A 13,030-nucleotide genomic window follows, 5' to 3' on the forward strand; every position below is an offset into this window, starting at 1 on the left:
GGGCGGCGGTCTCTTTATTGTGGCTGGCCGCTCTGGGCGGGCAGCGAAAACCGGAAGATTGTACCGCCTGCCGGGTTATCGGTGTAGGTCAGCGTGCCGCCGTGGAATTCGATGGTGGTGCGACAGATGTTGAGGCCCATGCCCATGCCCTCGGCCTTGGTGGAGAAGAAGGGCGAGAACAGGCGCGCCGCCACGTCCTCGGCAATGCCGTGGCCCTGGTCGATCACCGAGACGGTGACCGATTCCGCACCATCGTCGTTGCGGGTGAGCTCGGCCGTCACGCGCAGGATGCGGCGTGCCGAGGGCACGGCCGCCATGGACTGGATGCCGTTGCGGGTCAGGTTCAGGATCACCTGTTCCAGCAGCACCTGGTCGCCCAGGATAGTCGGCAGGGAGCGGGGCACCTGCAACTGCAGCACCACGAAGAACTGCTGGGCCTGCAGTTCGATCAGCGGCGTCACGTTGTCGATCAGTTGCCTCACCTGCAGGCGCTGGCGCGCCGGTTCGCGCTTCTTGACGAACTGGTGCACGCTGCGGATCACATGGCCGGCGCGCTGCGCCTGGGCGTGGATCTTTTCCAGCGCCGGCTGCAGCGCCTTGGGGTCGGCCTGGCCCTGCTGCATCATGTTCAGCGCCCCGGTGGTGAAGCTGGAGATGGCCGCCAGTGGCTGGTTCAGTTCATGCGCCAGGGTGGAGGCGATCTCGCCCATGCTGGCCAGGCGGGCGCTGGCCTGCAGTTTCTCTTCCTGGGTGCGATTCAGGTCTTCGGCGCGCTTGCGTTCGGAGATGTCGAGGATGGAGCCCATCCAGCCGGTCTGCTTGCCGTCCTGGTCCACCAGCGGAGACTCGAAGATCAGCACCGGGAAGCGTTCTCCGTCGCGGCGCTGGAAAATGGTCTCGAACTGCGGTGTGGCGCGTCCGGCCAGGACGTTGGAAAAACGCTCCTGGTATTCGTCCATGGCTTCCGGCGCCCAGTAGGGCATGGGCGGGATCTTGCCCACCAGTTCTTCGGCGGCGAAGCCGACCATCTTGCAGAAGGCCGGATTGACATAGGTGATGCGCCCCTCCAGGTCGCGTGCGCGCATGCCGGTGACCAGCGAGTTTTCCATCGCGGCGCGAAACACCGCCTCGTTCAGCAGGGCCTTCTCGGCCTTGGTGCGGCGGGTGATGTCCCGCCACAGCGCCCACAGGCTCCACAGCAGGCCCAGCGAGAGCACGATCACGGACCCCACCAGCAGGTTGGGCAAGAGCTTGGGCGCGCTCTTGGTGCTGTTGGTGTGCAGCACCAGGGTCAGGCCCGGCAGTTCCAGTTCGCGGCGATGGGTGTAGACATTCAGGCCGGGGCCGCCCGAGGTGCGGCGTGCCACCACGTTGTCGTCAGTGTCGGTGAGCGAAATCTCGTTGTCCTGGGCGAACCACCACGGCACCATTTCATTGAGGATGCGCGCCACCGCATAGCTGGCCACCAGGCTGCCGACGTAGTGATTGTCGCGGAACAGGGGCACGTGATAGTCCATCAGCATCGGCTCGGCGATCCCCGGTGGCACGGCGGGCGGGCTGTAGAGCGGGCGGTGCATCTGGCGCGCGCGGTCACCGGTCATCAGCGAGGATTGCGAGAGATCGTTGCGACTGATGGGGAAGTCGTCGGTGGAGGCCACCGGCCGCCCTTCGGCATTGAACCAGGTCACGCGATAGAACTCGCGGTTGTTGCGCAGCAGCGCATTGAGGCGGCTGCGGAAGTGGTCCTGGTGCAGGCGGCCGGTGATGATCTCGCGTCCGATGATGCGCATGCTTTCATCGTCGCGGCTCAACTGGAAACGGATCGCCTGTTCCACCCACAGCGAATCGGCGATCAACTGCTCCAGCCGTTCGCTGGCCTCCATCTGCTGGGCCTGGCGCGGCAACCAGATCAGGGTGGCCAGGAACAGGCACAGCAGCAGGAAGGGAATCAGCCAGCGCATGGTGGTCTTGCGCCCCGAGGCCTGCAATTGCGAGGCGGCATTGGGCTGGGGCGAGATCGGCGGAGGCGGGATGGTTTTCATGTCGCCGCCAGTGTAGCTGCCGCCTGGGGCGAGCGCCAGCATCCCGGGCGGCGGGAAAATGCAGGGAAGTATGGCGCGGGGAGCATTGTGGTTATCCACACTTGCCCCATTTTGGTGACACCGAGCAAAATGCGCGGGCATAATCTGGCCCGCGCCAAGCAGAGCCATTACAACTAAAACAATCACACCACCAAAACGATCTACATCTCATTGGGGAGACACGCATGAAACTGAAGTCCATCCTGCTGGCCATGACGGCCGCGGCGGTCGTCAACGTCGGCCTGGCCGCGAGCGCCTTCGCACAGCAACCCATCATCATCAAGTTCAGCCACGTGGTGGCCAACGATACGCCCAAGGGCAAGGCCGCCGAGCGCTTCAAGGAGCTGGCCGAGAAGGCCACCAAGGGCCGCGTCAAGATCGAGGTCTATCCCAACAGCACCCTGTACAAGGACAAGGAAGAACTGGAAGCCCTGCAACTGGGCGCCGTGCAGATGCTGGCGCCCTCGCTGGCCAAGTTCGGCCCGCTGGGCGTGAAGGAGTTCGAAGTCTTCGACCTTCCCTACATCTTCCCCAACAAGGACGTGCTGTATCGCGTGACCGAAGGGCCCATCGGCAAGGATCTCTTCAAGAAGCTGGAGCCCAAGGGCATCACTGGCCTGGCCTACTGGGATAACGGTTTCAAGGTGATGTCGGCCAACAAGCCGCTGCATCATCCGGCCGACTTCCGCGGTCTGAAGATGCGCATCCAGTCCTCCAAGGTGCTGGACGCGCAGATGCGCGCACTGGGCGCCAACCCGCAGGTGCTGGCCTTCTCCGAGGTCTACCAGGCGCTGCAGACCGGCGTGGTGGATGGCACCGAGAATCCCCCTTCGAACCTCTATACCCAGAAGATGCATGAAGTGCAGAAGCACGTGACCGTGTCCAACCACGGCTATCTGGGCTATGCGGTGATTGTCAACAAGAAGTTCTGGGATGGCCTGCCGGCCGACGTTCGCACCCAGCTTGAAGGCGCCATGAAGGACGCCACCAAGTACGCCAATGCCATCGCCCAGCAGGAAAACGATGCCGCCCTGGCAGCCGTGGAAAAGACCGGCAAGACCACCATCTACCGTCTCACCGATGCCGAGAAGGCCGAATGGCGCAAGGCCTTGCTGCCGGTGCAGCAGCAGATGGCCAGCCGTATCGGCAAGGAGCTGATCGACGCCGTCAACAAGGAGTCGGCAGCGCTGGGCCAGAAGTAATCAGGCTCGGTACCTGTGCGCGGCGCGCCCCTCCAGCGTGCGCCGCGCTACCCTCTAGAACAATCAGAACAAGCTAAGCCAGCGGCCGCTACCAGCATGGGAGCGGCCTGCCGGCGCAAGGAGATTCCATGAAGTTACTCGACCATCTGGAAGAGTGGCTGATCGCGTTCCTCATGGCCGCGGCCACCTTCATCATCTTCGTGGCCGTGGTGCATCGTTACGCCTCCGGCCTCGACATTCCCTGGTTACAGGACCAGCTCATCCAGATCAACATGAGCTGGGCGCAGGAGCTGTGCATCTTCATGTTCGTGTGGATGGCCAAGTTCGGCGCCGCCTATGGCGTGCGCACCGGCATCCACGTGGGCGTCGACGTGCTCATCAACCGCCTCAACACCCCGTGGCGCAACAAGTTCGTGCTCCTCGGCCTGTTCGCCGGTGCGCTCTTCACCGGCATCGTCGGCACCTTCGGCGCCGAGTTCGTCTATGACATCGCCCAGCACGACAGCACCTCCGAAGTGCTGGAAGTGCCGATGTGGATCGTCTACCTGGCTGTGCCGCTGGGTTCCTATCTGATGTGCTTCCGTTTCCTCCAGGTCGCGTGGAATTTCCACCGGACCGGCGAATTGCCCAAGCATGACCATTCCCACGTGGAAGGTCTGGACGAAGAAACCAGCGGAGGTAAAGCATGAACGCAGCCATCATTTTCGTCTTGCTGTTCGCCCTGATGCTGACCGGGATGCCGATCTCGATCTCGCTGGGCCTGACGGTACTGACCTTCCTCTTCACCATGACCGACGTGCCGATCCAGTCGGTGGCGCTGAAGCTGTTCACCGGCATCGAGAAGTTCGAGATCATGGCGATCCCCTTCTTCATCCTGGCCGGCAACTTCCTCACCCATGGCGGCGTGGCGCGGCGCATGATCAACTTCGCCACCTCCATGGTGGGGCACTGGCATGGTGGCCTGGCGCTGGCCGGCGTGCTGGCATGCGCCCTGTTCGCGGCGGTGTCCGGTTCCTCGCCGGCCACCGTGGTGGCGATCGGCTCCATCATCCTGCCGGCGATGGTCAAGCAGGGCTTCCCCAACCGCTTCGGCGCGGGCGTGATCACCACCTCAGGTGCGCTGGGCATCCTGATCCCGCCTTCCATCGTGATGGTGATGTATTCGGTCTCGACCAATACCTCGGTGGGCAAGCTGTTCATGGCCGGCGTGGTGCCGGGTCTGCTGCTGGCCTTCCTGTTGGGGGTGACCACCTGGTACCTGGCGCGCAAGAACAATTACCCGCGCCTGAGGAAGGCCACCTGGGCCGAGCGTTTCGCGGCCTTCCGCAAGAGTGGCTGGGGTCTGTTCCTGATCGTCATCGTCATGGGCGGCATCTACACCGGCGTGTTCACGCCCACGGAAGCGGCTGCCATGGCCGCGGTGTATGCCTTCTTCATCGCCGTGTTCGTCTACAAGGACCTGACCTTGAAGCAGGTGCCCAAGGTCTTGCTGGACTCGGCCTCGATGTCGGCCATGCTGCTCTACATCATCACCAACGCGGTGCTGTTCTCGTTCCTCGTGACCAGCGAAAACATCCCGCAGGCGATGGCGGCATGGATCACCGATTCCGGCCTGGGACCGATCACCTTCCTGCTGGTGGTCAACATCCTGCTGCTGCTGGCCGGTAACGTGATGGAGCCGTCCTCGATCGTGCTGATCCTGGCGCCTATCCTGTTCCCCGTGGCCATGAAGCTGGGCATCGATCCGGTGCACTTCGGCATCCTCATCGTGGTCAACATGGAAGTGGGCATGTGCCATCCGCCGGTCGGTCTGAACCTGTACGTGGCCTCGGGCATCACCAAGATGGGCATCACCGAGCTGACCATCGCGGTCATGCCGTGGCTGCTGACCATGCTCGGCTTCCTGATGCTGGTGACCTACTGGCCGGCATTGTCGCTGTGGCTGCCTAACCTGATCTACAACTGACGTCACTGATAATCGGCGCCACGCACTACGATGGTGCCGATTTTGTCGGATGTCTGTTAAGTTGCTAGAAAGTATGTTGGTTTTGCCCTGAAAAAGTGCTTTGAAACCGCCGCGAGTGCTGCTAAAGTGCGGGCTTTGCTGAATCGGCACCGTGCATTTGCCGTCCTGGCAATCGAGTTTTGCAGTGATGTTTTTCTAGTGAGTTGTTGATGTACGCGCCTCACCGGCGACCCTACCGACACATCGGCGCGGGCGCAGGCGGGCAGCACCGAATACAAAGCGGGTGGTGCATAACAAACGGTATCGATACCGGGAAACTGAGGAGACGTGCATTCGATTGAAGCCGTTCAAACGGCCGGGAATGCATCAGGAGTATTTTGAAGGCGCATCCGAGGATGCGCCTTTTTTCTTTGTGCCAGCCGTAAGTGGATAGTTCATACGCTTTATACGGTTTATACGGTTTATATTTTTTCCGCATCCCTTCCAGGGGCTCTCTTCAGGGGCTCTCTCAGCCCGGCAGCACCCGTTCCCCGTATGGCGTGGATATCACGGCCTCGATGGCGGTCTGCCTTCCTTCCCGCAGCACGATGCGCGCATCCTCGATCCCCACTGCCGCCAGGGCCGCGCCCAGTTCGGCCGGCGCCGGATGGCTCAGCACCAGGCGTTGCAGGCGACAGCCGAGGTCGGGCAGGGCGCTGGCCGGATGCGGCTGGCTGTGCCACTGGATCAGCGAGGGCATCAGGCCGGCGCAGGGCAGGCGGCCGTCGGCGGCGATGGTGATCAGCCAGGCCAGGGTGCCGCGGCGCATGGGCGTGATCTCGCCGGTGGCAATGGGACTGGCGGCCACCGCCGCTTCGATGTCGTCGGTGCGGGCCACCCAGTGGGCCAGGCGCGGCGGCGCGTCCGAGGGCAGCTCATCCATGCCGAACCAGCGTGCACGAGCAGGAATGCTGCCGGCGGGATCGATGGCGATCACCTCCAGGTAGAAGCCCGCACCCAACGACAGCAGGGCATTGTGTGTGCCCAGTCGCTCGTGCTGTCCGCCGATGCGCGGCGCCATCGAGACGCCCAGCTGCTGCTGTACCCAGGCCATGCCGACTTCAAGGCTGGGGGCGGTGACCACCAGGTGGTCCGGTTCGGTGTAGGGCGACGCCTGCGTCATGCGGTCTCCTGAAGTGTTGTCCTCTGTTTTGCCCGATGGTATCAAGCCCGGGCCTGAATTGCTTAAAATAGGCCTCCATCGCATTTGGCCCATTTGCCCATGACCCAGCTCCAGACCGAATCGCCCCTGACCGCGCTGTTTTCCGCCGTGGTGCATACGCCCTTTGGCGGCATGGGCATCCGTACCCAGGCCGGGGCGCTGGTCGAGATGGTCTATCTGCCGGCGCATTACGCCGAGAAGGATGCCACCGATCCGGTGGCGGCCAAGGCCGTGCAGCAGATCCGGCGCTACCTGGCCGATCCGGGCTTTCGCTTCAAGCTGCCGCTGGCTCCGGTGGGCAGCGCCTTCCAGCAACGCGTCTGGCAAGCCATCGCCGCCATTCCCTGTGGTCAGGTCCAGACCTATGGCCAGGTTGCCAAGCACATCCAGTCCGCCCCGCGTGCGGTCGGGCAGGCCTGTGGTGCCAACTGGTATCCGCTGGTGATTCCCTGTCATCGGGTCACCGCCGCCGGCGGCCTGGGCGGGTTTTCGCATCATGACGACGTCGACGGCTTCCACCTGGAGGTCAAGCGCTGGTTGCTGCGCCACGAAGGCGTGCACGGATACTGACGGACTCGCATGGGACGCACCACACCGAAGATAGAAGCGCCCGCCGCCAGCCGCGAGGCCATCGACGAATTCTGCGACAGCCTGTGGCTGGAAGACGGCCTGTCCAAGAACACGCTGGAGGCCTACCGGCGTGACATGACCCTGTACGCCCACTGGCTGCATCATGAGCACGCCAAGTCGCTCTATGAGACCCAGGCCGATGACCTGCACGCCTACTTTGCGGCCCGTCATGACCAGACCAAGCCCAGTTCTTCCAATCGCCGGCTGGCGGTGTTAAAGCGGTTTTTCCAGCTGGCGCTGCGCCAGCACCGGGTGGCCGCCGATCCCTGCCTGAAGATGCGTTCGGCGCGCCAGCCGCAGCGTTTTCCCAAGACCCTGTCGGAAGGCCAGGTCGAGGCCCTGCTGGCCGCACCCGATGTGTCCACGCCCCTCGGGCTGCGCGACCGCGCCATGATCGAGCTGATGTATGCCAGCGGCTTGCGGGTGTCGGAGCTGGTGCTGTTGAAGAGCATTGAAGTCGGTATGAACGAGGCCGTGCTGCGGGTCACTGGCAAGGGCGACAAGACCCGGCTGGTGCCGTTCGGCGAGGAGGCCGGCGCCTGGATTGCCCGCTACCTGGCCGAGGGGCGGCCGCAGATCCTGCAGGGCCAGGTCGACGATGCCCTGTTCGTCACCGCACGCGGCGGGCCGATGACGCGCCAGATGTTCTGGACCCTGATCAAGAAGCATGCACTGCAGGCCGGCATTACGGTGCGCCTGTCGCCGCACACGCTGCGCCACGCCTTTGCCACCCACCTGCTCAACCATGGTGCCGACCTGCGCGTGGTGCAGCTGCTGCTGGGCCATGCCGACATCTCCACCACCCAGATCTACACCCACGTGGCGCGCGAGAGGCTCAAGCAACTGCATGCCGCACATCACCCCCGCGGCTGATCTTGCGGCATAATGTGCGCCCATGACGGCCCGGCCGGCCTGCTGGGCCGGTCAGGCAGCCGTCAGGAAGAACACCGATGAGCGCCAAGAAAGAACACATCTCCGAAACCCCCGCCACGCAATTCCTGCGCAAGCAGGGCGTGACCTTCACCGAGCATCCCTACGATTACGAGGAGCATGGCGGCACCTCGGTGTCCTCGCGCGAGCTGGGCGTGGACGAGCATGCCGTCATCAAGACCCTGGTGATGCAGGACGAGGCGGCCAAGCCGCTGCTGGTGCTCATGCATGGCGACTGCAAGGTCTCCACCAAGAACCTGGCGCGCCAGATCGGCTGCAAGTCGGTCGAGCCCTGCAAGCCGGAGGTGGCCAATCGCCACTCGGGCTTCCTGATCGGTGGGACCTCGCCCTTCGGCACCCGCAAGAGCATGCCGGTCTACGTGGAAGCCAGCATCCTGGAACTCGACAAGATCTACATCAATGGCGGCCGGCGCGGCTTCCTGGTGGGCATCGACCCCGCCGTCCTCCTGAAGGTGTTGCCGGCCAAGGCGGTGCAGTGCGCCCTGGCTGATGCACCCTGACAAGAACCCAGAGACAAGAGAAAGAACGCATTCATGTACAACATCCTTTTCGCCATCGCGGCCTACCTGATCGGCTCGCTGTCCTTTGCGGTGGTGGTGTCCAAGGTCTTCGGACTGGCCGATCCGCGCACCTACGGTTCCAAGAATCCCGGTGCCACCAATGTGCTGCGCAGCGGCAACAAGAAGGCGGCGGCACTGACGCTGCTGGGCGATGGCTTCAAGGGGTGGTTGGCGGTCTGGCTGGCGCAGAAGTTCGGGCCGCAGTATGGCGTGGATGACACCGGTATCGCCCTGGTCACGCTGGCCGTCTTCCTGGGTCACCTGTGGCCGGTGTTCTTCCGCTTCGTGGGCGGCAAGGGCGTGGCTACCGCGCTGGGCATCCTGCTGGCACTGGACCCCTGGCTGGGCCTGGCCACGCTGGGGACCTGGCTGGTGGTGGCCTTCGCTTTCCGCTATTCCTCGCTGGCAGCGCTGGTGGCGGCCCTGTTCGCCCCGTTCTACTACGGCCTGCTGTTCGGCACCACCGACGGCATCCTGCTGGCCGTGGTCGCGATGGCGGCACTGCTGATCTATCGCCATCGCAAGAACATCGGCAACCTGCTGGCCGGCAAGGAAAGCAAGATCGGGAGCAAGAAGAAGGCGGGCAAGTAAGTTGAGCAAGTAAGCTGGGCAAGGCTGCCTGTCACTTCCCGAAAACAGAAGGGCCGCAATGGAGATTGCGGCCCTTTTTGTTTGTATCGTATAAATTATTTATGTGGCTGGAGTCGTCGCACCTTGTGGCGGCCGCAGTTCATCCAGCGGCCAGCGCGGCCGCACGCCAAAACCATATTCCTTGCGCGCCGCATCGGGTTGCTCGCGCAGGCGCATGGCGCCGGCAAAGGCTATCATGGCGCCGTTGTCGGTGCAGAACTGCAGTTCCGGATAGAACACTTCGTAGCGGCGCTTGGCGGCCGCAGCATCAAGTGCGGCGCGCAGCTGGGCATTGGCACCCACACCGCCGGCAATCACCAGGCGCTTCAGGTTGGTCTGCTTCAACGCGGTCATGCACTTGGCCACCAGCACGTCGACGATGGCGTCCACGAAGCCGCGTGCGATGTTGGCCTTGTCCTGCTCGCAGATATTGGCGCTGCTGCTGCCGTGCTGTTTGACCACGGTCAGCACCGCGGTCTTCAGGCCGGAGAAGCTGAAGTCCAGATTCTTGGAATGCAGCATGGGGCGCGGCAGCTGGTACGCGGCCGGGTCACCGAACTCGGCCAGGCGCGAGATGGCCGGTCCACCCGGATAGCCCAGGCCCAGCAGCTTGGCCGACTTGTCGAAGGCTTCGCCGGCAGCGTCGTCCAGGGTTTCGCCCAGCAGTTCATAGCGCCCCACGCCATCGACCCGCATCAATTGCGTATGGCCGCCCGAGACCAGCAGGGCGATGAAAGGAAAGCGCGGCGGCTTGCTGGCCAGCAGCGGCGAGAGCAGGTGGCCCTCCAGGTGATGGATGCCCAGTACCGGCTTGTCCAGCGCCAGGCCCAGGCCGCAGGCCACCGACGCGCCGACCAGCAGCGCGCCGGCCAGTCCGGGTCCCTGGGTGTAGGCGATGGCGTCGATCTCCTGCGCCTGCACATGGGCGTCCGCCAGGGTCTGCCGCAGCAGTGGAATGGCGCGCCGGATGTGGTCGCGCGAGGCCAGCTCGGGGACGACACCACCGTACTCCTGGTGCATGGCGATCTGCGAATGCAGGGCATGCGCCAGCAGGCCGCGCTCGGTGTCGTACAGAGCGAGGCCGGTTTCATCACAGGAGGATTCGACGCCGAGGACTAGCATGGGGATGGACTCAATGAAGCGGCCGGTCCCCGACGGGTGGGGTGCGCGGCAAAGGCGCTATTGTAATGGAAAGCCCGGCCGCTGGCCCTGCCGGCTGCGGCAGGCGCCGCTTTTGGTGTACCCTTCGGCCATGCAAAACGATGCCCACATTCCTGCTCCGGCTGCGGCCGTCGAGCCTGCCAGTGCTGCCCCGGGTATTGCCGCCGCGGTGGCCGCCCCGGTGGTCGCCACCCCCTTCGTGGCTGCGCCCTTCATCAAGGAGATCGGCCGCGGCAAGGATGGCGCGCGCAGCCTCTCCCGTGACGATGCTCAGGCCATGTACCAGGCCATGCTCGAGGGCCGCGTCAGCGACCTGGAGCTGGGCGCGATCCTCCTGGCCATGCGCATCAAGGGCGAGTCAGTCCAGGAGATCGCCGGTTTCCTGGCGGCCGCCGAAGCGTCCTTCACGCCGCTGCGCGCGCCCGCCGGCGATTACGCGCCGGTGGTCCTGCCCAGCTACAACGGGTCGCGCAAGATGGCCAACCTTACGCCGCTGCTGTGCATGCTGCTGGTGCGCCGGGGCGTGCCGGTGCTGATGCACGGTGTGACCCGTGACCCGCAGCGCCTGACCAGCGCCGAGATATTCAGTGCACTGGGCATTGCCCACGCGGCCTCCGGCGCCCAGGCTGAAGCGCTGATGGCCGCCGGACAACCGGCCTTCATCCCGATTGCCGCGCTGGCTCCGTCCATCGCGCGACTGCTGGAGATGCGCCGTAACCTGGGGGTGCGCAACTCCACGCATACCCTGGTGAAGATCATGCAACCGTTTGCGCAGCCGGCCTTGCGTCTGACGTCGTACACCCATCCCGAGTATCTGGAGATGTTGAGCGACTATTTTGGCAACGCTGCACCGCATGATCGCGGCGATGCTTTCCTGATGCGCGGTACCGAGGGCGAGACCGTGGCCAATGCCCGGCGCGCCCAGCGCATCGACTGGTTCAGCCATGGCACGCGTACCGTGCTGGTGGAAAAGCAGAGCGTGGCCGAGGACGTGCCGGAGTTGCCGGAAGGTAGCGACGCACTGGCCACGGCGCGCTGGATCAGCGAGGTGCTCGATGGCCGTCGTCCTGTGCCGCAGGCCATCGCCGAGCAGGTCGATCACTGCGTCGACGTGGCCGCACGGGTGCGCAAAAATATTTCCTGACATCGTTTGCGGCGTGGGCGTTTCGCCACAACGGCTCCTGCGGGGCGGGAAGCTGACGGATTGACAGTCCGTCGCCAGGGCGCAAACAAGGCGTGGCGGTCAGCAATGGTCAGGAAAAAAATCGGGAAGAAATGCCGGCAATGCGGCCAGTAGGGCAGGCTGAAAAAGGCCCGGATGAAGATCCCTGGGGAGTCGGGATCGTGATTCGGAGGGACCTGGGAGTGCTGGGCTCAGTTGCGCGAACGGCGGCGGGCGGTTGTCTTGGCGGCTGCCACGAGCTTTTCCGGTGCGTGGGCGGCAATCTGGGCGAAGGCGAAGATCACTTCCTTGACGATCTTGCGCTGGGGCGCCGGCAGATTGATGAAGGCCTCGAAGGCTTCGCGCTCGCGGTAGCCGATGGCTTCTTCCCAGCGGGCGCGGCGCTTGTCGATGCGCTTGCCGATCTCTTCGCCGAAGCGCAGATGCTGGGGGGTGACGATGAGCCATTCGGCCAGCGTCTCCAGCTTGTCCTGCTTGGGCATCGACTCGCCCAGCAACCAGCGTCGTACGCCGTGCAGGGTCATCGGCTTGCCCCAGTACCGCAGATTGAATTCCCGTTCCAGAACGGCGGGCTTGGGTTCGTATCCTGCTTTTTCCATCGCGGTGCGCAAGCGCTTTGCGAATTTTTGATTGGCGGTTTCCATGGTTTCGAAGGTACTTTGACGTAGCGCTTTCCGGGGTACGTTTGCATTTGGGGTGAGTTACGCAGCAAACGTGATTTATGCTCACTGGTCAGGAAAGCCTCGCCATCGCCCTGCGCGAGATCCTCGCGGGAAGCCGGAAAAGCAGATCGGTCGCGGCTTTGCGCCGAACGGGGAGGGGGCCATGCGCAGGTCTCCGATGCGATGGTGGAATAGCCGTATCGTCGATCACGGCGTGATGGGGGCACGCGGATGTCAGGTCATCAGGCCACTTCAGGTACGTGCCTGGGACTGTCTTCCGGACGTTCTCGCGTTGCATGTCACCTGATCTACGGCGCCTATTGTCAATCCAGATGCATCCCGCGTGCGCCGCGTAGCCGGATTTTTTCAGAGGATGTGTCTGCCGCGAGACAGCACATCCGAAGCACTACGCATGCCGCAGCGCGGCACATCGGCGCAGAAGCGCGCTAGAATAGCGCCTCACCGAAAAATAAATTCAATGCGGTGGTGAATAACCGATTAACTTCCCACCTGGTGGGGATGTCAATCAGGTTGAAAATGCGCTCCTTCCCATGGGGCGTGGCACGGGCCCGGCAGCGCCGGGCAGACAAGCAGCACGCTGGTTGAAACAAGACGAATAAATCAAAGAAGTCAGCAGCATCCCTGTGGTACGTTCTGGTTACGTAACTTTTTGAGGTTTCCCGGGTCGGTTCCTGCCGCCTTGCCGGCGCCCTTGCGGCGCCTCCAGGCAAGCTCAGGCACTGCTCTGGAAAGGACCGCGGCGACCCGTTGGCATGCAACGGTGGATCGACTGACGCTCCGCC

General features: G+C 63.8%; 12 protein-coding genes. 8 read left to right on the plus strand and 4 right to left on the minus strand.

The features are described from left to right. Positions 1-14: 14 nt before the first annotated feature. Positions 15-2,042: a two-component system sensor histidine kinase NtrB gene (locus HBH1_RS04780; RefSeq protein WP_102661823.1), complete on the minus strand. Its 2,028-nt coding sequence runs from the start codon at positions 2,040-2,042 to the stop codon at positions 15-17. A gap of 224 nt (positions 2,043-2,266) precedes the next feature. Between HBH1_RS04780 and HBH1_RS04785 the strand changes: the two genes are divergently transcribed. The 3 genes from HBH1_RS04785 to HBH1_RS04795 all read left to right on the plus strand — a co-directional run bounded on the left by HBH1_RS04785 (position 2,267) and on the right by HBH1_RS04795 (position 5,249). Beyond that, a complete protein-coding gene (locus tag HBH1_RS04785) occupies positions 2,267-3,283 on the plus strand; it encodes a TRAP transporter substrate-binding protein (protein WP_102661782.1) in 1,017 nt (338 codons plus the stop codon). Positions 3,284-3,411: 128 nt separating this feature from the next. Further along, a complete protein-coding gene (locus tag HBH1_RS04790; protein WP_102661783.1) occupies positions 3,412-3,972 on the plus strand; it encodes a TRAP transporter small permease in 561 nt (186 codons plus the stop codon). Further along, on the plus strand, positions 3,969-5,249 hold the full coding sequence (locus HBH1_RS04795) for a TRAP transporter large permease (RefSeq protein WP_102661784.1): 1,281 nt from the start codon (positions 3,969-3,971) through the stop codon (positions 5,247-5,249). Before HBH1_RS04790 ends, HBH1_RS04795 begins: the two co-directional genes overlap by 4 nt. 508 nt (positions 5,250-5,757) lie before the next feature. Here HBH1_RS04795 and HBH1_RS04800 read toward each other — a convergent pair. Then, positions 5,758-6,411: a VOC family protein gene (locus HBH1_RS04800; protein ID WP_102661785.1), complete on the minus strand. Its 654-nt coding sequence runs from the start codon at positions 6,409-6,411 to the stop codon at positions 5,758-5,760. Between the two features lie 99 nt (positions 6,412-6,510). On the opposite strand from HBH1_RS04800, the gene HBH1_RS04805 reads away from it, so the two are divergent. The 4 genes from HBH1_RS04805 (at position 6,511) to plsY (ending at position 9,182) form a co-directional block, all read left to right on the plus strand. After that, a complete protein-coding gene (locus tag HBH1_RS04805; protein ID WP_102661786.1) occupies positions 6,511-7,020 on the plus strand; it encodes a methylated-DNA--[protein]-cysteine S-methyltransferase in 510 nt (169 codons plus the stop codon). 9 nt (positions 7,021-7,029) lie between these two features. Continuing rightward, positions 7,030-7,953, plus strand: a complete 924-nt coding sequence (gene xerD, locus HBH1_RS04810) for a site-specific tyrosine recombinase XerD (RefSeq protein WP_102661787.1) — start codon at positions 7,030-7,032, stop codon at positions 7,951-7,953. 77 nt (positions 7,954-8,030) lie between these two features. After that, positions 8,031-8,531 (plus strand): Cys-tRNA(Pro) deacylase, encoded by a 501-nt coding sequence (gene ybaK / locus HBH1_RS04815; RefSeq protein WP_077237344.1) that lies wholly within the window; start codon positions 8,031-8,033, stop codon positions 8,529-8,531. A 33-nt stretch (positions 8,532-8,564) separates the two neighbouring features. After that, complete coding sequence (gene plsY / locus HBH1_RS04820) at positions 8,565-9,182, plus strand: glycerol-3-phosphate 1-O-acyltransferase PlsY (RefSeq protein WP_077237343.1); 618 nt, start codon at positions 8,565-8,567, stop codon at positions 9,180-9,182. Between the two features lie 99 nt (positions 9,183-9,281). Here plsY and tsaD read toward each other — a convergent pair whose 3' ends face one another. After that, positions 9,282-10,343, minus strand: a complete 1,062-nt coding sequence (gene tsaD, locus HBH1_RS04825) for a tRNA (adenosine(37)-N6)-threonylcarbamoyltransferase complex transferase subunit TsaD (RefSeq protein ID WP_102661788.1) — start codon at positions 10,341-10,343, stop codon at positions 9,282-9,284. 130 nt (positions 10,344-10,473) lie between these two features. Here tsaD and ybiB point away from each other — a divergent pair, with 130 nt between their 5' ends. Further along, complete coding sequence (gene ybiB, locus HBH1_RS04830; protein ID WP_102661824.1) at positions 10,474-11,526, plus strand: DNA-binding protein YbiB; 1,053 nt, start codon at positions 10,474-10,476, stop codon at positions 11,524-11,526. A gap of 230 nt (positions 11,527-11,756) precedes the next feature. Here ybiB and HBH1_RS04835 read toward each other — a convergent pair whose 3' ends face one another. Then, a complete protein-coding gene (locus HBH1_RS04835; RefSeq protein WP_102661789.1) occupies positions 11,757-12,209 on the minus strand; it encodes a DNA-binding protein in 453 nt (150 codons plus the stop codon). Between the last annotated feature and the right edge of the window lie 821 nt (positions 12,210-13,030).

This window comes from Herbaspirillum sp. BH-1, assembly GCF_002870055.1.
Classification (GTDB): Bacteria; Pseudomonadota; Gammaproteobacteria; order Burkholderiales; family Burkholderiaceae_D; genus Herbaspirillum; species Herbaspirillum frisingense.